Below are 22,769 nucleotides of genomic sequence, written 5' to 3'. Positions count from 1 at the left end.
CGCCGACTCACGTGATCGGAGCTTGGCTGGTGGTCCTTCGCGTGCGTGCGGTTGTCTACCGGACCACGACTGTTCGGATCTCCCACGGGCCGAGGACGAGTTCCAGTCCGTCCGTGACCGGCGTCGCGGAGAGCGGCCGGCCGAGCAGGTCGACCGTGGTGGCTTCGGTGAACGCGCCGGTCACGCGGGCGGTCGACCCCGTGTCGCTCATCGCGGCCAACCGCACCTCGATACCGGCACCTTGATCGTCGTCCGCGACGCGGCGGATGCTCGATACGAGGATGTCCGCACCGTCCACCCGCAGGCCGGTCGCGTCGGGGGGCAGTTGGCCTCCGGCGGGCGCGGTCCCGCGGGCGACCAGTACGTCGTTGCGGAATTCCTCGGCGAGAGCGACCGCGTTCGCGCCCTGCCAACCGGTCGACGAGGGCACGACGGCGAAACGGTTCTCGATGCGCACGCCGAGATCCTGCGCGCCGGGTGCGGGGATCTCGGTCGCCGCGGGCTCGTCACGGAGCGGATGGATGTTGACGCTGATGGAACCGATCGCGCGCAGCAGCGTCAGGGCGATTTCGGAGCCGTCGCCGACGAGTTCGTACTCGGTCGCGTGGTCGACCAGTACGTTGGCGGCGCCGGCCGATACGAACGAACTCGCGGGGAAGGTCGGGATCGGGTACTCGCCCCAGCCGCCCTCGGCGGTGAGCCCACGCTCGGTGACGGCGAACTGACCGGCGGACGCGGACACGGCCGCCGGCTCGGGCAGCGGCACATGGAAGCGCAGCCGGTGGTCGGCGGACTGGTTCAGGAACGACGTGGAGACCCGCACGAACGGCTCACCCGCGCGCACCTCGACGAGTGTCTCCACCGGGGTCGGCACGGTCAGGCCGCCGCGTAGGTCGCGCTCGTCGGAGGAGAGCGCGGTGGGCCACGCGTACACGCGGGTGACACGCGTCCTCGAACGCAGCGGGCCGTTCTCAAGAAGCTCGACGGAGACCTCGGTCGGCTCCGACACGAGCACATCCCGCGCCGGTGGAGCGTAGTTGTAACTGTCGCCGCGGTCGCCGCCGTCGACGAGGCGGCCGACTCCGTACAGCACGGTGCCGTCGGACCCGGTCACGTCCAGGGTGCCGTCGGCGGCGATCGAGACCTCGACCAGTCCGTTCGAGAGCGTGCGGGCCGTCGCCGTCGCGGGTGCGGACGTCGTCGGCCGCACAGCGGTCCGGTCGCTCGGTTCGACCCGGAAACCCGCGAGCCCCGAGGCGGGTACGTGCACGGGCACCAGCGCGGTCGCGCGAGCTTCCTCCAGCGTCAGCACCCTCCACCGACCGGGATGCGCGGCGGCCGCGGTGGCGACCTCCCGGCGCAGGATCAGCAGGTCGAACGGTCCGCTGGTCGGCACCTCGGCGAGATGGAAGACGAGCGATCCCGGGGTGAGTTCGTAGTGGTCGATCAGACGGCCGAAGAGCTCGCGGCGGTGGATGCGGCGCAGCACACGTTCGAGCTGCGAGGCGTCCATGTGCTCGTCGCTGAGCACGGTCGGGGCCTCGGAGACCAGTTGCACGGGATGCGCGGAGCCGTCGGCGGCGGTCGCGACCAGAACGGTTCCCTCCGGCGGGGCCACGACGTCCACCTCCACCAGTGCCGTACGCGGGAACGGCAGCGGGTTGGCGACCAGGTAGGCGTCGCTCGGCAGCAGGGCGGCGGGCACGGCGAGGGCCGCGTCCCGGACCGCCCGCGCGGTGTGCGTGGCTTCGGCGAGACGTGCTTCGACCTGATCGGAGGTCTCGTCGGTACCGGAGCCGACGACCGAATCGTGCGCGGTCGACTCGATGATCTTGTGCCAGGCGAGCGAGAGGAACGGCGAGTCGTCGCGCCGGGACCAGAGAGCGTTCACCCGCTCGGCGTGGTCGATGGTGCGCTCGGCGACGGCCATCCGCTGTTTGAGCGCGAGCCGTACGGAGAGCACGCCCGGGAGGATGTTGCCGCGCACGTGGCTGCGCAGCTCACCGGTGACGACGGCGGAGACCTCGTCGCGCACATGCTCGCGGATGTACTCGTCGAGCGTCGCGATGGTGATGGCGCGCTCGTCGCTGGACGCGCGCCGCAGCCAGCTCGCGAGTCGCGGGTCGGGCGCGTTGTGGTCGGTGCCGGCCATCGCGAGCACGGGGTCGTCACCCCACCGCTCGGCCGTCATCTCCGCGTACTCGCCGAGCGCCCGCCCGATCTGGTCGGGCACCAGCAGCACGTCGAGGCCGTTGTCGTAGCCGTCGAAGAGGAACTCGGTGCGCACCTCCGAGCCGTCGGGAGCGCGCCAGCGGAAGGCATGACCGTCGACAGAGCCGGGAACACCGCGCCACAGCGCCGCATGTTCGATTCCGGCGCGCGCCAGGATCTGCGGCATCTGCGCGACATGACCGAACATGTCCGGCAGGTAGCCGATGGGCATCGAGCCACCGAGTTCCGCCGCGGCCGCCCATCCCATCTGCAGATTGCGCACGATGGTCTCGCCGGAGCAGAGGAACTCGTCGAGCAGGATGAGCCACGGTCCGATGGCGAGTTGGCCGCCGGCGACCAGGGCCACGACTCGGTCGCGGTTCTCCGGTCGCATCTCCAGGTAGTCCTCGATGGCGGCCATCTGTCCGTCGACGGTGAACCGGAAGTCCGGGTTCGCCTCGGCCGTCTCCAGCACGGTGTCCAGAGCGGCGACGAGCCGGTGCCGGAAAACCTGGAAGGGCTCATACCATTCCCGGTCCCAATGGAAATGGGGCACGAAGACGGCGGAGTTTCGCATAGCGCGGGGGCTTTCTGTTCGCGGGGGCGTGGGAGCCGGAAGAGCGGCGGTACGGGGCTACTTGAGGGAGCCGGAGGCGAGCCCGGTGCGCCAGAACCGCTGGAGGAGGATGAATACGATGATCACGGGCACGATCGAGACCAACGAGCCGGTGATCACGGATTCCTGGAGGAGCGGGGCACGGGCGGTCTGGCCGTTCCACTCGTAGAGGCCCAGTGTGATCGGGAAGAGCGACTCCTTCTGCAGCATCACCATCGGCAGGAAGAAGTTGTTCCAGATCGCCACGAACTGGAACAGGAAGATGGTCACCAGTGACGGCGCCATCAGCTTCAACGCCACCGAGAAGAACGTACGGAACTCGCCGGCGCCGTCCAGGCGCGCCGACTCCAGAATCTCCTCGGGGACGGCGGCGGCGGCGAAGATCCGGGCGAGGTAGACGCCGAACGGGCTGACGATGCTGGGCAGGAACACCGCGAGGTAGGTGTTGACGATCCCGGTCGCCGAGAACAGGAGGAACAGCGGGAGCGCGAGCGCGGTGGTGGGAACGAGGACGCCGCCGAGGATGACGGAGAACAGGAACTCGCGGCCCCGGAACGTGAACTTGGCGAGGGCGTAGCCGCACAGCGCGGAGATCAGGGTGCCGACGGCCGCGCCCAGCACCGCGTAGATGACGCTGTTCAGAGCCCACTGCCCGAAGATGCCGTCGCTGCGGCTGAACAGCGTCCCCAAGTTGCTGAACAGGTTGAAGTCCGAGAAGGCCAGCCCGTTGGTGGAGGCGAGGTCTCCCTGTGGTTTCGTCGCCGCGACGATCAGAAAGTAGATCGGCAACAGGAAGTAGATCACCAGGAGGAACATCAGAGACATGGCAGCCGTGCGGCTGACGCGGCTTTCTCGGATCAGGGTGTGGTTGCTCACAATCCGGCCTTCTTCGAGGTCAGTCGCATGAATCCGAAGCTCAAGACGAAGGTGATGACGGCGATGACCACGGAGACCGCCGCTGCCTGCTGGTAGTTGTTCCCGGAGGCCACGGCATACGCGAGCATGTTCGGTGTGTACGTGCTGGAGATGTTCGAGGAGATCTGGCGCAGCACGGCCGGCTCGGCGTAGAGCTGTAGCGTCCCGATGATCGAGAACACCGTGGTGAGGATGATCGACGGGGCGATGATCGGGACTTTGATCTGCCACGCGATCGTCCAGTTGCTCGCGCCGTCGAGCTTGGCGGCTTCGTAGAGCTCCTGCGGGATCGACTGGAGTGCCGAGAACATGATCAGCATGTTGTAGCCGGTCCAGAGCCAGGTGGAGACGTTCGCCGCCGACCACAGCACAGCACCCGGGCCGAGGAAGTCGGGCTGGAGGCCGATGTCCTTCAGCAGGTCGACCACGGGGCTGAGCTGCGGCGAGTACAGGTACGACCACATGATCGCGGCGATGACGCCGGGCACGGCGTACGGCATGAACGCCGCGATGCGGAAGAACGACTTGAGCTTCAGCAGCGGGGTGTCGAGCAGCAGCGCCATGATCAGCGCGATGAACAGCATGATCGGCACCTGCACGATGCCGAACAGTGCGATGCGCCCGACGCTGGCCCTGAACTCGGCGTTCTGGAACACCTGCACGTACTGTTCGAAGCCGCCGAAGGTCGTGTACGACGTGCCGTACTGGCCGCCGGTACGGCGCACGACGAGGAAGCTCTGCCAGATCGCGTAGCCGACCGGCACCAGGTAGAACAGCACGAACGGGAGGAAGAACGGCGTCAGGAACGCGACGATGGTGCCCGCCCGGGGGCCGACGCTGCGACGGCGACGGCCTCCCGTGGCAGCCACCCCGCGGGGCGCGCGGGTTGCGATGTCAGTCATACCCCGGTCACTTGCCCGCTGTAGCCGGGATCGCCTGATCCTTCATCGACTTCAGTGCCGCCGCCTGGGCGTCCGAGAGTGCGTCGGAGAGCGTGCCCTTGCCGGCTGTCGCCTTGGCCATCGCGTCCTGGAGCGCCAGGTTCACCGTCTTCTGGGTGGGACCCCAGGAGAAGCTGGTGTCGATGTTCTTGGACGAGTCGGCGAAGACGTCGAAGACCTTCTCGTCGTTGTAGTACGGGACGCCCTGCGAGAGTGCGGGCAGCTCCAGACCGGCGGTGGCCGCCGGGTAGAGGCCGCCCAGCTTGTTCTCCAGTGCGAGGGCTTCCGGGTCGGTGTTCAGCCAGGTGTTGAACTTGACCGACTCGTACAGGTGCTTGCTGCCCTTCATGAACGCGACGGTGGATCCGCCCCAGTTGCCGGACGCGGTGTTCGATCCCCAGGTGGGCATCGGAACGATCGACCACTTGCCGGCCTGGTCGGGCAGATTGTCGCGGAACATGCTGTAGCCCCAGGAGGCGCCGACGTAGCTGGCTATCTGGTTCTTCTGGTAGGCCGCGTACATCTGGGTCGAACCGTTGGCGAGGTCGGTACGGACGAGCTTGTCGGCGATCAGCTTCTGCCAGTACTCGGCGACCTGCTTGCTCTGCTCGGACGCGACGGTGACGTGCCACTTGTCGCCGGAGTACTTGTACATCTGGGCGCTGTTCTGCCAGAGAAGTCCGTTGAACCACTCGGCGTTCTTCGGGTCGAAGAACGTCATGCTGAGGTTGGGGTCCGCCTTGTGCAGCTTCTCCGAAGCCGCCGCGTACTCGTCCCAGGTCTTCGGGATCTCGACGCCGTGCTGCTTGAAGATGTCGCTGCGCACGTAGAGGGCCATCGGGCCGGTGTCCTGCGGGAAGGCGAACACGCCGGTGTCCCCGAAGCTGGTCTGCGACCAGGTCCACGGCACGAACTTCGACTTGGCCGCGGGGGCCGCCGAGCAGGCCGAGGCGTCCACGAAGGAGTTCTGGGTGCGCAGGCTGGGGAGTTGGTCGTAACCGACCTGGGCGAGATCCGGCGCCTTGTCCGCCTTGAGGGCGTTGCCGAGCGTGCCGTACTGGTCGTTGGAGATGTTCTTCGTCTGAACCTGGATGTCCGGGTTCTTCTTGTTCCACAGGGCGACGACCTGCTCCATGCCCGGCACGGTGTTCCAGTACTGGAGGGTGACTTTGCCCTTGGCGGGCGCGCAGGAGTCCGCGGACGCGTCGCCCGACGGAGCGGGTGACGAGCACCCGGCGAGTACGGCGATGCCGGCTGCCGCGGCGACGACGGCGAGGCGGATGCGCGTGACTGTGTTGCTCATACTTTCCTTACCAGGGAACGACCAGCGACGGCGCTGGACGGGTCGACTTTGACACCTCGGCCGAGATGCCTTACTGGTCGGAACGGATAGGGCCTGGGCCTGACAGGCCCCTCGTGAGCGCTCACGTGAACGTTCACGGAAGCTCTGAATTGTTCGGAAGTGTGCGCTCCGGTGCGGTCGAGTGTCAAGACTTTCGGTCATGCACGAGTCCGGCAGGTTAAGCGGAACCGCCCAACCGCAGCTCGGCCCGGACGACGAGCTCGTCGTTCCCGAGCGGGTCCACCCCGGTCAGCAGCCGTGCGACCTGGTCGATGGCGAGCGCGCCGAGCTTTCGCGTGTCGAGGGCGACGCTGGAAAGCGGAGGCTCGACAAGGGCGCCGAGCTGCAGACCGTCGAAGCCGATCACGGCGAGATCCTGCGGGACGCTCCTGCCGAGCCGGCGCGCCTCGCGCAGGACGCCGATCGCGATGATGTCGTTGAAGGTGAGAACCGCGGTGACATCGGGATGGGCGGTGAGCAAGGTCTTGAGCGCCGCTCCACCGCCGTCGGCCGACTGGTCCGCGCCGACCACCCTGCCGGCGTCGATCCCGTACGCCGCCGCGGCCTTCGTGAACCACTCGCGCCGGATGCTCGGCTCGGCGCGGCCGTCGTGGTCGAGCATGCCGATGCGTTTGTGGCCCGCGGCGACCAGGTGCGCGATCGCGGTGTGGACGCCCTCCTCGCCGTCGATCCGGATGGAGCTGAACCGCGCGCTGTGGTGTTCGCGGCCGATGAGCACCACCGGGACGCCGCGGGTGAACAGTTCGAGTTCGTCCTCGGAGCAGCTGAAGTAGCCGACGACCGCGTCCACTTGCGAGGCGATCACCTGGAGTGTGCCGAGTTCCTCTTCGGCCCTGTCCGCGGTGTCGTATACGACGACGTGCCAGCCGCGGCCCCTGGCCGCCTCCAGAGCGGCCGCGGCGACCTCGGTGAAGAACGGGTTGAGCAGATCCGGGATCACCAGCCCGATGGTGGTGGTGTCCTGCCGGACCAGACCACGGGCGAACCGGCTCGGCCGGTAGCCGAGCTCCCGGGCGGCGTCGAGCACGCGCTGCTTGGTGGAACCGTCGATCTCATCCTTGTCGTTGAGCGCCCGCGACACGGTCTGCCGGGACACCCCGACGGACCTGGCGACGTCATTGATTGTGACCTTCCGGGGTTCTGTCCCCGACGACATCACCATCGCGTACCTCCCACTGCTCGCGGGTGCCGATGCGCCCGCAGGGCCCGAGTATGCCCGCGCGGGGCGCGGCGGCGCGAGATCGGATGCCCTGATGGACAGGTCCGGCCTTGATCACCTGGGCGCCGGAACCGCACGTCATCCACGTCGGACGCGACCACCCGGCCGCCCATCACAACGGTGGGCCGCCGGTGTGTGTCCCTGCCCGACCGGCGACCGAGGCCGTGCCGAAAGGCCCTAACACCCTGTCAAGGGTCGCGGTAGACGGAGGGGCGCGCTCCGGTGTGCCGGAGGAAGGAGGCCGACAGAGCGCCCGGACCGGCGAAGCCACACCGCACCGCGATCTGGGCGATCGCCAGGTCGGTGTCGCGCAGCAGCCGTTTCGCCTCCTCGATCCGCAGCCGGGTCAGAAACCGATAAGAGGTCATTCCGGTCGATCCCTTGAAGACCCGGACAAAGTGATAGACGCTGAGGTGCACCTCGCCGGCGATCTCGGCCAAGGTGATCGGGTCGGCCAGCCGGTCACGCATCACCGCGACGGCCGCGCCGACGCGTGCGTCTTCCCGCGTCGGAGGCCGGGGATCGGGCTGTCCCGCATGACGGGTCAGCAGGTGCACGGTCAGGAAGGCGGCCGTGGACTCGGCATACAGATCACCGGCCTCGTCCAGGGAACCAACAGCGCGGACAGCCTCCTCGATCAGCGGGTCCCCCGCGGCCAAGGAAGCGGCCATGGCCTCATAGTCCACCGCGCGGCCACCCAACCGCGCCGCGACCGCGTCGACGGTGCCACGCGGAATATGGATCTGCACGCTCCGCATTGCCGCGTCCCCGCGATAACGGCGCAGGACGGGCCGATCCGGGATCCCCACCTCAAGCCGTCCCGGAGCCCACGTGCAGCGGCTCCCCCGGCCACCACTGCGCGCCTCCATCACCGCCCGACCCGCGACCGGCAACACCAGATGCAGATCCGCCGCGCCCGGCAGTTCCATCTCCTCGGCCGCGGGGACGTGCTCGAACCGCTGAACGAGCAAGGACCGCGCCAGCCGGTGTCCTCCCCACCGCAATACGTCCGACGAACGTAACGATCCATATCAAAACCGACATACGGCTGGAGATCGAAACGAGTGGAGTCAAACACCATGACGGCGAGGCTACCGACCGGGCGCCGAAGAGCGCTGGTCTCAAGCGCCCCCGGCCTGACCAACGGTCCGCCGCCGGCGCGGGGCAGACGGGGCTTCTGAGGCACGCCCCAGGTGTCAGGCGGTGAGGTCGGAGATCCAGGCGTCGATGGTGGTGACGTCGGCCTGGCGCGGGAAGACCTTCTCCGTCAGCACCCGGTGGACCTCGGGGTCGGCGTCGCCACAGCCGTCGGCCAGGACGGTGAGGCGGTAGTCGAGGTCGGCGGCCTGGCGGAGGGTGGACAGGACGACGCCACTGGTGGCGAGACCGGTCAGGACCAGGTGGTCGATGGCGCCGCCGCGCAGCACCAGGTCGAGGTCGCTGCCGACGAAGGCGCTGACGCGCTTCTTTGTGACGATGCTCTCGTCGGGGCGGGGCGCGACGTCCGGATGGATGGCGGCCTGGGGGTCGTCGTCGGTGAAGGCTCCGTCGGGCAGGGCGCCGAAGAGCGGGCTGGACTTGGTCTCCGGGTGGCCGGGGCGGAAGCCGACGACGACGAACACCACGGGGACGCCCGCGGATCGGGCCGCGGCGACGGCGCGTGCGAGGCGGGGCGTGTAGTCGGGGTCGGGGTCGGGGACGCGATCGGTGATGGCCTTCTGGACGTCCATCACGAGCAGGGCAGAGTTTGTCATGGTTCATCCTTGGTGTTTCGGGGCGGGGCGGGTCGCCGTACGCGGCGGAGGCGCCGCGGGGCGGGTTTTGTCGGGCGGGGCCCGGAGGGCTCGGTCACGGGTCGGTGTGCCGGGATTCGGTCTCGGCGGAGGTGTCGTTCGTGCGTGGTGTGCCGATGCGGCGCAAGGAGCGGTCGACGACGGTCACCACGAGGAACAGGACGCTGACGGCGAGCATGAAGGCGGCGAGGTGGTGCAGGCCGTCGGTGTCGGCGCGTTTGGCCGAAGAAGGCGCCGTTGGCGGCGGAGGCGACGTTGGCGCCGAGGTAGCCGAAGGTGCGCAGGAGCCCGGCGGAGGAGCCCATGCGTTCGCCGTCGGCCTGGTGGAAGACGGCGTTCTGCAGGGCGAGGCTGTTCAGGCCCTGGGGACTCCGAGGACGAACACGACGGCCAGGAGCATCCACAGGGGGCTGTGGTCGTGCAGAAGGAGCAGCAGGGCGCAGGCGGCGATCTGGCCGACGGCGCCGATCAGGAGCTTGCCACGGATGGCCTGGCGTCGTCCGGTGAGGGTGGAGACGACGATCGCGGTGACGAACAGGGGGAGTTGCACCAGGCCGGCCTGGGAGGCGGACAGTCCGCGTCCCTCCTCCGTCCACTGCGTGTAGCCGTACAGGAAGGCGTAGCTGACGACATAGGCGAGCAGGGCCCTGGCGTAGGTGGCGAGGAGCGGCAGGTTGCCGCCGAGTACGCGTATGTCGATGAAGGGCTGCCGCGCTCGCAGTTCGCGCCAGGTGAAGCCGGCTGCCGCGGCGACGGCCAGGATCGCGAGGTACCAGTCCCCGCCACCGGGGTTCATGAGGAACAGCAGGAGGCAGACGAGGGCCACGGTGAACAGGCCCATGCCCGGCAGGTCCAGGTCGTTCACGGGGTGGCGGCCGTCGTCACGGCGGGAGGCGGGGGTCGCGGGGAGACGGCGGGCGCCGAGGTACAGGCCGGCCATCGCGAGGGGGATGTTGACGGCCAGGGTCGCGCGCCAGCCGCCGACGCCGATCAGCAGGCCGCCGAGGCTCGGGCCGATGACCGCGATGGTCTGGGTGGTGACGGCGAGGGCGGTGAGGACGCCGGCGGGGCTCTCCTTGCCGGTACGTCGGGCCTCGGTGCGAATGAGGTACATGGCTGCCGGATAGCCGGAACAGGTGCCGAGGCCGAGGAGCACCCGTGCCGTGATGAGCACGCCGAGGTTGGGGGCGAGCGTGCCGACGACGCCGGCGACGCCGGTCAGCGCCGTCCCGGCCAGGAACAGGCGGCGGGGGCCGAAGAGATCGATCAGCCGTCCCACGACGGGTTGCCCGATGGAAGTGGCCAGGTAGAGGGCGGAGATGAGCCATGCCGTCCGGGCGGGCGGGGCACCGAAGGCGGCGCCGATCGGCACCAACGAGACGGAGATGATGGAGGAGTTGACCGGGTTGAGTGCCGATCCCAGCATCATCGGGGCCAGCAGGTGTCGGTCGAAGCCGTCCGCCGGCCCCTTGGCTCCGCCGGGGCGCAGCCGGCGCAGCACGCGGGTCAGCTCTCCGGTCATGACCGGACTATCCGTTCCAGCAGGGCCGTCGCGGCGAGGAGGGTGCGGCGCTCCTCCTCCGTGCACTGGTCCTCCAGGGCGCGGGTGAGCCACCCCTCGCCGGCTCGGCGGCGGTCCTCGAGAAAGGAGTGGCCGCCGTCGGTGACGAAGACCAGTTGACGGCGGCCGTCCGCGGGGTCCTGGCGGCGGGAGACGAGGCCGCGCTCCACCAGGACGCCGACGGTGGCGGCCACCGACTGGTGCCGGACGCGTTCGACGGCCGCCAGGTCACTGACCGACGCCTCGCCGTCCTTGTCGAGTCGACTGAGGACGGACGTCTGGGACGGGGTGAGGTCGCCGGGGTCGTAGGTCTCGCGCATACGGCGTCTCAGCCGGCTGAAGACCACACGGACCTCGCGGGCCGCGCGGGCGGCTGATTCGGACACGCCGTCGGGGGTGCTGGCCATCTCACGCATATATACAGGCTAACTTGCGCAGTCTGGACTGCGCAAACCCGATGATGCGGATCCGCAACTTTTCTTGCAAGAGCGAAACGGCGGTGGCGATGCTGTCGGTACCTCACCGGCGTCGAAGGTGCGTATCGGATCACGCTCGGCACGCCGGCCGACGAAGGGGCAGCCCAGATGGATTCCACCCGACGCCGACGGCCCGACGCCGACGCCGCCACCCAGGCGAAGGACACCGGACCTCCGCGGACAGGCGCCGACGAGAAAGCCACCCTGCGGGACTTCCTCGACTATCTGCGGAACGCGGTCGCGGACAAGGTCACGGGCGTGCCGGAACCGCACGTCCGAACGGGCGGAGTGGCCTCCGGCACCAACCTTCTCGGGCTCCTCAAGCATCTGGCGTTCGTCGAACGCTTCTACTTCCTCGGTGAGGATGTCGGCCGCTGGCATGCGACCATGCGGCCGTCCGCGGAGGACACCGTCGACAGCGTGCTCACCGACTACCGGAGGACCGTCGAGCGAGCGAACCAAGTCATCGACGCCTGCCCGGATCTGGCCCTTCCCGCCCCGCGCCCCCCGCGCCGGGGACCGGCACCATCGATGCGATGGGTCCTGGTGCACATGATCGAAGAGACCGGCCGGCACGCCGGCCACGCCGACATCCTCCGCGAGCGGATCGACGGATCCACCGGCCGCTGACAGGCCGGCTACCGGTGCGCGGCGCACTGGGCCGCCTCGTCGTCGGCAGGCGCGGAAGGCCGACTGAACGCGCGCCGACCCCTCGCCCGGCGACCCCTCGCCCGGCAGCCGGGAGACGCTCGCCGGGCGACCGGCGATGTGGAGAACTGGTGCCAGTCGAGGATCTTCGGGATCCCTCCCGAACGTTGCGCGGCAGTCTGGGAGAAATCATTTCTTTGTGGCGAAGGGTGGGTTGATGGCAGAGGAGACCGTCGAGGTCGTCATCTCCGCGGATGGCACCGTGGAGGTGCACGTCCAGGGTGTCGCCGGGACGCGGTGCGTGCGGGACACCGACGAGCTGGTCCGGCTGCTCGGCGGGACGGTGGAGCACCAGGAGCTCACCGAGGAGGCGTATCAGGAGGGAACGGCCGAGGAGCAGGACCGCCTGTGGCAGGGGTGAGCGACCTCGACACGCCGTGGTACCTGCATGCCGTCCTTCCCCGGAGTGCCGCCAACGGCCCGGGAATTCGGCGTGTCATCTGGAGCCAGGGCTGCGCCCTGAGCTGCCCCGGGTGCTTCAACCCGGAGACCCATCCGACGGCGGGTGCCGGCCTGGTCCGTACGGTCGGCGACGTGGTCGGCGAAACGCTCGCCGACGCCACGCGCATCGAGGGCGTCACGCTCACCGGCGGTGAGCCGCTGGAGCAACCCGTCGCGGTCGCCGCGTTCTGTGCCGAACTCCGGGCCCACAGTGGCCTGTCGGTGATCGTGCTGACCGGATTCACTCGCCGCGAGATCGAACAGGACCCGGCCCGCTCGGCGGCCGTGGCCGACGCCGATCTGGTGATCGCGGGGCGCTATAATCGCCAGTTGCCGCTGGCCCGGGGACTGCGCGGCTCGTCGAACAAGGAGTACTGGGCGCGCACCGACCGCTATACGGCGGAAGACCTGGCCGCCGTACCCGAGTTGGAGATCACCATCGCGGACGATGCGACGGTGACGTTCACAGGCATGCACGCGCCTGGAGGAGAGTTCTGAGTGGGCACCGTGAACATCCATGACGAGATCCGGCTGTATCTGCGCGCCCGGGTGGCGCTGATCGTGCTCGTCACGGTCGAGGAGCAGCGCGCGCTGGAAGTGCTGGACCAGGTACGGCGCGACCGGGATCCTTCGTCCGACCTCGTCTCCTGGGACATCGCCGACGGCCTGGAGTCCACAACGGGTCGGCAACTGCCCAAGGCCGCCACCCCGCCGGACGCGCTGTCCAAGATCAAGGAGCTGGCGCAGAAGGAGCCACGTCGGCGCGACCTGTACGTGCTCAAGGACTTCCACGCTTTCTGGGAACGCGACCCGGCCGTACGCCGACGTCTGCGCAACCTCGCCCACAAACTCGTCTACACCGGCTCCTCGCTGATCGTGACCACGCCGGTACGCGACATCCCGGTGGAACTGGGCGACGACGCGGTGGTGGTGGAGATGCCGCTGCCCGAGGCCGATGCGCTGCGCCGCGAGCTGGACCACCTCATCGACAGCACCAAGGGCGTGAAGTCCACCCTCACCCCGGCGGGCCGCAGCCGCCTGGCGCAGGCCGCGCTGGGGCTGACCGCCGCGCAGGCCCGGCGCGCCTTCGCCAAGGCGATCGTGCGCGATGAGGTGCTCGACGACCGTGACATCGAGGCGGTGCTGGCCGAGAAGAAAGCGGTCATCCGGGAGAGCGAGGCCCTGGAGTTCTACGCCGCCGAGGAGAGCCCCGACGACCTCGGCGGCCTGGAGGCGCTCAAGGAGTGGCTGCGGCTGCGTGAGCGCGCCTTCAGTGACGCGGCGCGTGAATTCCGTCTCCCGGCCCCCAAGGGCATCGCGCTCATCGGCATCCCCGGAACCGGCAAGAGCCTCACCGCCAAGATGATCGGCGGGCTGTGGCGGCTGCCACTGCTGCGCCTGGACGTCGGCGCGCTGTTCGGTTCGCTGGTGGGCGAGTCGGAGGAGCGGGTGCGCAGGGCGCTGCGGCTGGCCGAGACCGTGTCCCCGTGCGTGCTGTGGATCGACGAGGTGGAGAAGGCGCTGGCGGCGGGCGGCCACGACGGCGGCACCTCGCAGCGGGTCTTCGGCACCGTCCTGACCTGGATGCAGGAGAAGACCGCGCCGGTGTTCGTGGTGGCCACCGCCAACGATGTCGGCGCGCTGCCCCCGGAGACGCTGCGCCGCGGCAGGTTCGACGAGGTGTTCTTCCTCGACCTGCCCACCGAGGAGGAGCGCCGCGAGATCATCACCGTCCACCTGCGCAAGCGCGGGCGCAAGCCGGAGATGTTCGACGTCCTCCAACTGGCCCGGGACTGCGACGGGTTCGTCGGCGCCGAGCTGGAACAGGTCGTCGTGGACGCGATGTACGAGGCCTTCTCCGACGACGAGCGGGACATCACCACCGCCGATATAGCCCGCGCGGCGGCCAGGACCGTGCCGTTGAGCAAGTCCCAGCGCGAGGTCATCGAGGATCTGCGTGCCTGGCTGCGCGAGGGCCGCGCCCAGTCGGCCTCCTTCGTCGGGACCGCGCAGGCGGCCGGGCACCAGGTTCCGGTACTGGAGGTGTAGCGGGGGTGGCACGACTGGCGGGGGACGGAGCCGCCCGGCTGCTGCGGTCGGCCGCGCGGCGACGGCCGGACGGCTCACGCGGAATGCGCGCGCGCCGGGCGTGGTCGCGGCTGGTACGGGCGTGCGCGGCCGGAGACCCGGCGGTGCAGGAGGCCGTACGCGCGGCGGAGTTGCCGGACACCGACGTGCTGGAACTGCTGGCGGCGGGACCCGAGGAGCCCGCGGACCGGGCGATCTACCTGACGCTGATCGGGCAGCGGGCACAACGGCAGGCCATGGACCCGGAGGGGGCGCTGCTGGCGCTGGCGTACTGGGCGGCGACGGGCGGGGCGCGCGAGCGGCTGCGCGCGGTCATGGCCGCCGAGGGGGACGTGGACGCGGTCCGTGGCGTCGTCGGCGGCGAGCAACGGGACCGCGCCGCCGGAATGTCGTACGAGGAAGTGGACCACATCGGAGGCCGGCTCGCCGAGCACGGGCGCTTCGACGAACTGCGCCGCCTCGCCCTGGACCTGCCGTTGTCCAAGTCGGTCGCCGCCGCCCGCCTGCTGCCGGAACGAGAGCGCGCGGGCGACGCCGAGGCGGCGCTCACCGCACTGGCCGAGCGGTTCCCGCAGGGGCTGCGGTACCTGGTCGGCCGGCTGCCGCGGGAGCATGTGATCGCGTACCCGACGGGCGAGAACTGCTCCGACATCGACGCGTCGTTCTCTCCCGACTCCGCCGAACTGGCCGTGCGGTACACCCACGATCGGTGGGTGGAGGTCGACGCGTTGCGGATCGACACGGTCCGGATCGGTACGGGCGAAGGAACGCCTCGCTTCCGCCGGTCCATGGTGGTCGGCGAGGACGTCTTCACCGTGCTGCATCTCGGGGAGGAGATCCTGGTCAGGCGGGGATGGAGCGGCCGTGGCCGGCTCCTCAGACTCCTGTCCGGCCGGCCGGACCTGCGCTATCCGCGAGACGACTTCTCCCGCGCCCGCAGGTCGAGCCGTGGCGCGGTGCTGGCCTGCCCCACGGGCCTGGTCTTCGTCGATCACGGTACGCGTGAGCCGCGGCGCCGGGAAGTGCCCCGGATGGCCCGGCGGAACGGCGGCCGTGGGCTCCGTATCGACGAGTTCGGGACCGAACTGACGACGCTGCCGGAGGCCGGTCTCGTCGCGCTGTACTGCGACGGTGAGTTGCTGGTGATGGACGAGGAAGGGATGGTGCTCCACGAGATCACGGACACCGGCGCCGACGCGTTCCGCGGACGGGGCGACCCCGCGCTCTCCTTCCTCTCCCCCACCTCGCTGGCCCTGCACCGGTACCGACCCCCGGAGCAGGGATCCGTCAAGATCTCCGGGCAGCGGACCCAGATCTGGGAACTCCCGCCCGGGGGCGCCGCGCGGCTCACCGCGGACCATGAGGGAGCGATCCGGGAGCGGTGGCCGCTCGGTACCTGGCGCGGGAGGGCCCTGGACGACTGCTTCGCGGCGCGGATCCTCGTTTCGGACCCGATGTTCGGCAGGTTCGGGGGAATCGACGAGGACATCGTCCCCTGGCGTTACACCTCGGCCTTGCACCTCGGGAAGATCACGAGCGCGACCCGCATGCCGATAGCGGTGGCGCCGTGGGGAGACATGGTCGTCACGACGAGAACGATGTCCTTCGACCGCGACCTGAAGGTGCACAGCCCTCATCTGCCCACGGCGCGCGAGCTCTTGGAGCGGCCGCTGCTGCACCATGCCCGGCAGGACCTCCAGCGCGTACGGGAGTTGCTGCCGCTGATCGGCGACCCCGAGGTACGCGACGCGCTCGACGCGCTGGCGGCCTGTCTCGGGTACCGCTTCGACGGGGAGATAGCCCTGGGCCCCGGGCCGGTGTCCGCCGGCGGGCCGCAGGACATCGCCCTGGGCGACCGTGGAACGGCGGGATGAGACCGATGCGCCTGTGGACCGCCTCGCTCCTGCTGCGTCTTTCTCTGGCTGTACCGATAGCGCCCCTCGGCCGCCGTGCTCTGGCAACTGTGCTGGGCGCGGCCGACTCCGGCGAGCCCGCGAGCCTGCGGGCCGTCGCACGGGCCGCCGCGTCCGAGGGGCACGACGCGGTGTGGCGGATCTGGCTCCAGCCGTGGGTGTCGGGAGGACCCGTACGACGGTGGACGTCCCCCGTGCTCGACGAGTTGGCGGCCGACGTCTCGACGGTTCCCGGCTGGGTCGTCGACACCGCGTGGACGGACTGGCTGAAGGAGCCGGACACCGTGCCGTGGCCTCTGCTGACGCGGTGGAACCGCCCCGCCACGGACGCGGTCCCTCCTCGTACGCGCGCACTCAGCCGACTGGCCCTCGGCGACACCACGGGGCCGTTGGCCCCGGCCCTGCTCGCCGATGCCGCCGCGCGCTTCGACCACCCCGTCGGCGAGCGGGCCCGTGCCCGGCTGCTGGAGCTGGACGATCCCGAGGCCGTGGACCTGTACTGCGCGGCGGCGATCGAGACGCCCGAGGTGAGGGACTTCTGCGTCGCGCACCACCTCGCCCCCGCCGACGAGGTCGAGCGCGCCGTCTTCTTCGTCCGCACCGGGCAGTACGAGCAGTATCAGGCGCTGGACCCCAACGGGGCCCTGCTCGCCGTGGGATACCGGGGTGGGTCCACGGCGGAGCGGGCGGCGCTGAGGGCTGCCATGGCCGCCTCCAGCGGCATCGACACGTTGCGGGTCCTGGCCGGGCAGCGTTTCGACCGGCGTGACTTCGCCTCCCTCACGGTAGGTGAACGCGACTACCTGGTACGGCAGTTGACCGGCCGGGGCGACTGGGTGCGGCTGTGGCCGCTCGTCCCGCTGTTGCCCTTGCCCGAGGCCGCCGACACGGTCCGTCGGTTCGGGACATGGCGGCCGTCCGCCGAGGACGCTCGCGAACTGTTCGAGGCATTGCACGCGGCGGACCCGTTGGTCATCAACGACGGCCTGAGCGCCGTTTCCGTCATGCCGTCGCGCATCGAGCCGGTCCATGTGTCGCTCGGCGAGGCCTTCGGCGCATGCGCCGTCCATGACCTCGACTTCTCCTCGGACGGGAGGCAACTCGCCTTCGTCGGAACGCGTCGGAAAGATGAGCCCTTCGCCGGGGTGGTGGACCTGCGCAGCCGGAAGGTCTCGCGGCTCCACTCCGACTTCGTGCACCCCCTGACACGCGTGGCACACCTGGGTCCGGACACCATCGTCGTAGCCGAGGACTATGCGCGTAACGTCAGCAAGGCCCAGGTGAAGAAGATCCACTACGCCGACCGCCACGGTGTGCGGCCGCTCGATTTCGGGACCGCTCGTGTCGTGGGGCTGGAGCGCACCACCGGTGACCGGGCGTTCCTGGTTGCGGCACAGCGGCAGATCGTGGCCGCGGACCCTCGTTCCGAGGTCTTCCTCGGTGCGGCCGACGGGCCACTGACCAAGGTGTTCGAACTGTACGGGAGGAACTCCTTCGATCCTTGGGGCGCCGCCGTGTCCCCCAGTGGACGGCTGGCCGCGGTGTTCGGCGAACAGAACATCGTGGTGGTCGATCTCGCCGAGGGGACCGTCAACGAGATCCACGGTCACCTGGACACGGGGCCCGGCCAGGCGCATGCCGCCCTGTCGCCCTCCGCGCTGGTCCGCATCACGCTCTCGGGCACGCTGAACGTGTGGCACGACCCGCTCACCTCCACGCGGGTACCGGCGGCCGCCCGTGTGTGGTCTCCCGGGCAGCTCCCCACCGGCCTCGCCTGGTCGCCCGCCCTGCACCGGTTCGTCGCGGTCAGGGGGGCGCACCTGGAGATCCTCGCCGTGCCGCCGACCCGCGAGATCCCCATGCCCGACCACCTCGTGCACAGGCGGATCGAACTCGTCGGCGCCCCGCCCGAGCGGCCCCGCGTACGGCTGTCGCCCTCCGGCAACGTCCTCGCCGTCGCCGGAGACGGCCCGACCGTCAACCTCTACGACCTCACCTCGAAGGAATCGGCCCTCACCCGGTCCATGGGGTCCTTGAACCGTGAGGACCTGGCGGAGGTGGCCCGATTGCGGCGCTATCCGGACCTCGGCCCTACGGCCCGGCACGCACTGGCCCTCCTGTCGGCCTGCCTGGAACACGGGTTCAGGCACGACATCGGGATCGGGGACGCGCGCGACGGGGCGGTCGTGGGGGACCACGAGATCGAGTTGGGCGGGTGGCGCCGTGACGAAGCCACTGACTGCCGACGCCGCCGCCCGGCTGCTGCGCGGCGCCGCCTCCCGTCGTACCGACGGTTCCCGGGGGCCGCTCGCCCGGCGTGCCTGGCAGCGGGTGATACGGGCATGCGCCGGGGGCGACCCGGCCGCGCAGGACGCCGTACGTGCCAGGGCCGCGGACCTGTCCGACAGCGATGGTCTCGAACTGGCGGCGGCGGCCCCGGAAGAGCCCGCCGACCAGGCCGCGTATCTCGCTCTGATCGGCCAGAACGCCCAGCGCCAGGCTCTTGATCCGGACGGGGCCCTGCTGGCTCTGGCCTACCGCGCGGCGACCCCGGACGTACGGGAACGGCTGCGTACGGTCATGGCCGCGGAGGGCGACGCGGAGATCATCCGGGTCGTGGTCACGGGCGATCGACGTGACCGGATCGCCGAGATGTCGTACGACGAACTCGACTATCTCGGCCGCCAGTTGGCGGAGCACGGGAAGTGGGACGAACTGCGTCGGCTCACGCTCGACCTGCCCTTGGCCAAGGCCGCGGCGGCCGCCCGCATGCTGCCCGACCACTCGCGCACCGGAGAGCGCGGCGCGCTCCTCACCGCACTTGCCGAGTTCCCTCCCGAGCGGCTGGCGGCCACCGTCGAGAAGCTGCCCCGAAAGACAGTGACCTCGTACACCGTCGGCCGCGGGGTACTGGTTGCTTTCTCCCCCGACCAAACCGAACTCGTCGTGGTCGCGGCGCGGTCATCGCCCGGCGTGACGGGCCCCGACGGTCTGATGGAGACCATTCGGATCGCGACCGGCGAAAGGACCCCGCACCTCCGCGGCGAACAGACGACCACGCGTGCGACGAAAAGGGCCGGCCTCCTGTCGTGGGTGACGGCCCACTCGATTCTGCATCTGGGCGACGAGCTCTACCGAATGGATTTGTGCCCGGGAAATCCGCCGTTCGAGGCCATCATCCGGGTCCGCCCCGGGTACGACGAGATTCTTCTGACAGGCCCGGATGTCGTGTCGGGAATGGGCCGGGCCAGCACGGGCGTGGTCGCGGTCACGTCGTCCGGGCTCGTCTTCGTCGACCGCGGCGCCTCCCGCCCCCGGTACGTCTCCGTTCCCCGGATCGCCGTGGAGGCCGGGGAGCTCCTCGGGTCACGGCCGCCCACAGGGCAGGTCGTCCGCGACATCGCGACCCTGCCGGAATCCCGTTTGATCGCCATCGCCACTACCCGCTCGATACTCGTGGTGGACGAATACGGGACCGTACTCCACTACAAAGCCGGCGGCGCGAGCGCGGTGAGCTTCCTCGGCCCGGATACGCTGGCGTTCGTCGCGGCCTCCGAGTGGGGACACCCCCGTAGGATTCAGGTCCTCTCCGCGTCCGGTGGTATACGGCGCGATGGCGGGCATCCCCCGGACCGGGGCGCGTTCGACAGTATCCGGACGCTCGCGTCAGGGAGCCGGCCGTACGGTCCCGCCGAAAAGGCGGCATTCCAAAGAGCGTTCACCAGCCTGTGGAAGTACCCCCTCGACACCGCTTTCGCCACGAGTCTCTACCGATTGGTGCACGAACTCCCCACCCTGATCGCGGTGTCCACCCGGGGAGACGTGATCGTCACCGGTGCGATGTCGCTCGCCGAACCGGAGAGCGGCGCCCTCGATGCCATCGAGGTGCACAACTCCCATCTGCCCTCCGCCCGCGAAGCGCTGGAACAGCCGTTACGGCACGCCACCCCGCAGCAGTGGCACCGCGCCCGGGAGTTGGGTACGAAGGTCGGTGACCCCGCGGTGCGGGAGGCGCTGGAACTGCTGACGGCCTGTCTCACGGACCGTTTCGGCGGCGACATCGCCCTCGGCCACCCGCCCGCCGTGCCCGCGGGCGGCTCCACCGACGTGGCCCTCGGCGGCAGCCGACGCGGCGCGCGGGATCGACAGCCGGACATTCAGCATGAGGGAGACGCATGACCACCCGTATCGGGATCGACTTCGGCACCGCCAACACCGTCGTGGCGGGCTGGGACCACGAGGCGGGCCGCGGCGTCCCCGTCCCGCTGCCCGGCGTCGACGTGCTGCGCGAGGCCGGACCGGGCCCCACTCAGCGGGTGGTGCCCTCGCTCATCGCCTACGCCCACGACGGCACGACCCGCCGCCTCGGTGTCCAGGTCACCCCCGAGATGGACGAGGACCCGGGCTTCACCGTCTTCGCGTCCACCAAGACCAACGTCTCCGGGCACTCCTACGACGCGGCCCGCACCGTCGGCGACCGCAAGATCACCGGCCGGGAGGCGGCCACCCAGTTCCTCAGCGACATCATGGCGCTGGCCCTGCTCGCCATCGAGGACGACGACCTGGAGATCGTCGCCACCGCGCCCGTGGAGTCCTTCGACGGCTACCGCGACTGGCTGGTGCGCGAGGTCCGCGACGGCCTGCCCGCCGCGAGGCTGCGGGTCGTCGACGAGGCCACCGCGGCGGCCGTCGGCTACAGCGCCCGGCTCAACCCCGGCGACGCGTTCGCCGTGATCGACTTCGGGGCCGGCACCCTCGACGTATCCGTCGTCCGCGTGCAGGAACCGGACACGGCGGGGGCCGGGGCCGGGGTGCGGACCATTGCCAAGCGGGGACTGGACCTGGGCGGCAACCACATCGACGCCCACCTCGCCGAACACGCCCTCGGCCGTCTCTCCCTGCCGCACGGCGACCAGATAGGACGCAACAAGGTCTTCCGTCGCCTCCTGGTCTCCGCCGAGCGGGCCAAACGGCAGCTGGCCACCGCCGACCGGGCCGTCATCCGCGCCGACGACGCCCGTACCGACCGGGTGCACGAAGTCACCGTCAGCCGCGGCGAGTTCGACGCGCTGCTGCGCGACAAGGGCGTGCTGCGCCGGATCAACCAGGCGCTGCGGTCCTGCCTCGACTCCGCCGCGGCCCGCGGCTTCGGCACCGAGGACATCCGCGAGGTATTCCTCGTCGGCGGCAGCTGCCTCATCCCCGCCGTGCAGGACCTGGTGCACCTGCACTTCGATCCCGACGTGGTGCGCCTGGACCGGCCGTTGGAGGCGGTGGCCGCCGGAGCCGCCGGCATCGCGGGCGGCAGTGAGCTGTTCGACCACATTCAGCACGACTACGCCATCCGGCACGTCGACCACGACACCGGGGCCTACGACTTCGAGACCCTCGTCGAGGCGGGCACCTCCTACCCCACCGAGGAGCCGGTAAGGACGCTCACCATCAGGGCTGTCCACGAACGGCAGCGCAGGCTAGGCCTGGCCGTCTACGAATTGGCCCACGCGACCTACCGCGATGCCAGCGCCGAACTGGAGATCGCCTTCGACGCCGGCGGAGGCGCCCGTGCCGTGGCCGTCACCCCGCAGCAGCGCCAGCAGCGATCCATGCTCTGGCTCAACGAGGACAGTCCCACCTTCCTGGAGGCCGACCCGCCCGCGACGGCCGGCGAGGACCGCTTCCGCCTGGACTTCCGCATCGACGCCCACAAGCGGCTGACCGTCACCGCCTACGATCTGCGCCGCCAGACGCTGGTGCTGGACCGGCAACCGGTCGTCCGGCTGGCGTGACCGATCCGCCCGCGCCGCTCCCGCCACCGCACCCCGAGGAATCGCCATGTCCCACTTCACCCGAGTCCGCACCGCACTGCGCGACCCCGACCTGCTCGTCCAAGCCCTCGCCTCGGTCGGCTTCAGCACCGTCGAGACCCACGACACCCCACAGACCCTCTACGGCTACCGGGGCGACGCCCGCCCGGAACGAGCCGAGGTAATCATCCGCCGCGCCCACATCGGCCGCCTCAGCAACGACATCGGCTTCCGCCGAAGCGACGACAACACCTTCGAAGCCGTCATCAGCGAGTACGACAGGTCCCGCTACGACCAGCCCTGGCTCACCGGGGTCGCCCGCGCCTACGGCCACGCCGCCGCGCTGCGCTACGCCGAGGACAACGGCTACGAGGTGGACTCCGACGTGATCGAGGAGAGCGGGCAGCGACGTCTCGTCCTGCGGCGCTACACCTGAATCCGCGCCTCCCCGTGGTCGTACACCCGCGCCGGAGCCTCCGCCGGGCGGGCCGCTCGGCGATCCGCGGTTCGACGCGGGACCACATGAAGCGGTGTCATGTCGTCGTGGCGGTCGGGGGAGCACGGTGATGTCGCGGCCGCCTGTGACGCGCGGATCCGGTGCCCGAGCCGCGCGGTCGGTTCCGTAGCGGTCGGCGACCGGACTCCCGCGCCCCGAGGCGCTTCCACGGTGATGTCGCGTTTCCGAGCCGCGTTCACTCCCCGGCTCCGGACCCGACTCCC

The 22,769-nt window shown here is 70.2% G+C and carries 16 protein-coding genes and 1 pseudogene; 8 read left to right on the top strand and 9 right to left on the bottom strand.

Annotation, left to right across the window (positions count from 1 at the left end; all coding sequences use genetic code 11):
• Positions 1-55 precede the first annotated feature (55 nt).
• The 9 genes and pseudogenes from ACIRQP_RS13520 to ACIRQP_RS13480 all read right to left on the bottom strand — a co-directional run bounded on the left by ACIRQP_RS13520 (position 56) and on the right by ACIRQP_RS13480 (position 11,035).
• Positions 56-2,788 (bottom strand): glycosyl hydrolase-related protein, encoded by a 2,733-nt coding sequence (locus tag ACIRQP_RS13520; RefSeq protein ID WP_403888131.1) that lies wholly within the window; start codon positions 2,786-2,788, stop codon positions 56-58.
• A gap of 57 nt (positions 2,789-2,845) precedes the next feature.
• Complete coding sequence (locus ACIRQP_RS13515; protein ID WP_403888583.1) at positions 2,846-3,652, bottom strand: carbohydrate ABC transporter permease; 807 nt, start codon at positions 3,650-3,652, stop codon at positions 2,846-2,848.
• A 47-nt stretch (positions 3,653-3,699) separates the two neighbouring features.
• The gene (locus ACIRQP_RS13510; RefSeq protein WP_403888128.1) at positions 3,700-4,644 is read right to left on the bottom strand and encodes a carbohydrate ABC transporter permease; all 945 of its coding nucleotides are present in this window, start codon (positions 4,642-4,644) and stop codon (positions 3,700-3,702) included.
• Between the two features lie 7 nt (positions 4,645-4,651).
• A complete protein-coding gene (locus ACIRQP_RS13505) occupies positions 4,652-5,986 on the bottom strand; it encodes an ABC transporter substrate-binding protein (protein WP_403888125.1) in 1,335 nt (444 codons plus the stop codon).
• 217 nt (positions 5,987-6,203) lie between these two features.
• The gene (locus tag ACIRQP_RS13500) at positions 6,204-7,208 is read right to left on the bottom strand and encodes a LacI family DNA-binding transcriptional regulator (RefSeq protein ID WP_403888122.1); all 1,005 of its coding nucleotides are present in this window, start codon (positions 7,206-7,208) and stop codon (positions 6,204-6,206) included.
• 245 nt (positions 7,209-7,453) lie between these two features.
• Positions 7,454-8,236, bottom strand: a complete 783-nt coding sequence (locus ACIRQP_RS13495; RefSeq protein WP_403888119.1) for a helix-turn-helix domain-containing protein — start codon at positions 8,234-8,236, stop codon at positions 7,454-7,456.
• A 225-nt stretch (positions 8,237-8,461) separates the two neighbouring features.
• Positions 8,462-9,019: a cysteine hydrolase family protein gene (locus tag ACIRQP_RS13490; RefSeq protein WP_403888116.1), complete on the bottom strand. Its 558-nt coding sequence runs from the start codon at positions 9,017-9,019 to the stop codon at positions 8,462-8,464.
• Positions 9,020-9,113: 94 nt separating this feature from the next.
• Positions 9,114-10,580 (bottom strand): annotated as a pseudogene (locus tag ACIRQP_RS13485) (MFS transporter).
• Positions 10,577-11,035, bottom strand: a complete 459-nt coding sequence (locus ACIRQP_RS13480) for a MarR family winged helix-turn-helix transcriptional regulator (protein WP_403888113.1) — start codon at positions 11,033-11,035, stop codon at positions 10,577-10,579. Before ACIRQP_RS13480 ends, ACIRQP_RS13485 begins: the two are co-directional and overlap by 4 nt.
• A gap of 168 nt (positions 11,036-11,203) precedes the next feature.
• Here ACIRQP_RS13480 and ACIRQP_RS13475 point away from each other — a divergent pair, with 168 nt between their 5' ends.
• The 8 genes from ACIRQP_RS13475 to ACIRQP_RS13440 all read left to right on the top strand — a co-directional run bounded on the left by ACIRQP_RS13475 (position 11,204) and on the right by ACIRQP_RS13440 (position 22,485).
• A complete protein-coding gene (locus ACIRQP_RS13475) occupies positions 11,204-11,725 on the top strand; it encodes a DinB family protein (RefSeq protein WP_403888110.1) in 522 nt (173 codons plus the stop codon).
• Between the two features lie 235 nt (positions 11,726-11,960).
• Positions 11,961-12,164, top strand: a complete 204-nt coding sequence (locus tag ACIRQP_RS13470) for a DUF2997 domain-containing protein (RefSeq protein ID WP_403888107.1) — start codon at positions 11,961-11,963, stop codon at positions 12,162-12,164.
• Positions 12,152-12,742 carry a 4Fe-4S cluster-binding domain-containing protein gene (locus tag ACIRQP_RS13465; protein WP_403888104.1) on the top strand — a complete coding sequence of 197 codons (591 nt, stop codon included), beginning with the start codon at positions 12,152-12,154 and terminating at the stop codon, positions 12,740-12,742. Before ACIRQP_RS13470 ends, ACIRQP_RS13465 begins: the two co-directional genes overlap by 13 nt.
• Positions 12,743-14,293: an AAA family ATPase gene (locus ACIRQP_RS13460; RefSeq protein WP_403888101.1), complete on the top strand. Its 1,551-nt coding sequence runs from the start codon at positions 12,743-12,745 to the stop codon at positions 14,291-14,293.
• 5 nt (positions 14,294-14,298) lie between these two features.
• Positions 14,299-16,206, top strand: a complete 1,908-nt coding sequence (locus tag ACIRQP_RS13455; protein ID WP_403888098.1) for a hypothetical protein — start codon at positions 14,299-14,301, stop codon at positions 16,204-16,206.
• Positions 16,203-18,752, top strand: a complete 2,550-nt coding sequence (locus ACIRQP_RS13450) for a hypothetical protein (protein WP_403888095.1) — start codon at positions 16,203-16,205, stop codon at positions 18,750-18,752. The genes ACIRQP_RS13455 and ACIRQP_RS13450 overlap by 4 nt, the downstream gene beginning before the upstream one ends.
• Before the next feature lie 1,668 nt (positions 18,753-20,420).
• On the top strand, positions 20,421-22,031 hold the full coding sequence (locus tag ACIRQP_RS13445) for an Hsp70 family protein (RefSeq protein ID WP_403888093.1): 1,611 nt from the start codon (positions 20,421-20,423) through the stop codon (positions 22,029-22,031).
• Positions 22,032-22,077: 46 nt separating this feature from the next.
• Positions 22,078-22,485, top strand: coding sequence for a DUF1257 domain-containing protein (locus ACIRQP_RS13440; protein WP_403888090.1), 408 nt, complete (start codon positions 22,078-22,080; stop codon positions 22,483-22,485).
• Positions 22,486-22,769: the final 284 nt, after the last annotated feature.

The organism is Streptomyces sp. NPDC102274, from assembly GCF_044766385.1.
Classification (GTDB): Bacteria; Actinomycetota; Actinomycetes; order Streptomycetales; family Streptomycetaceae; genus Streptomyces.
This window is presented reverse-complemented; position numbering and strand designations above follow the sequence as displayed.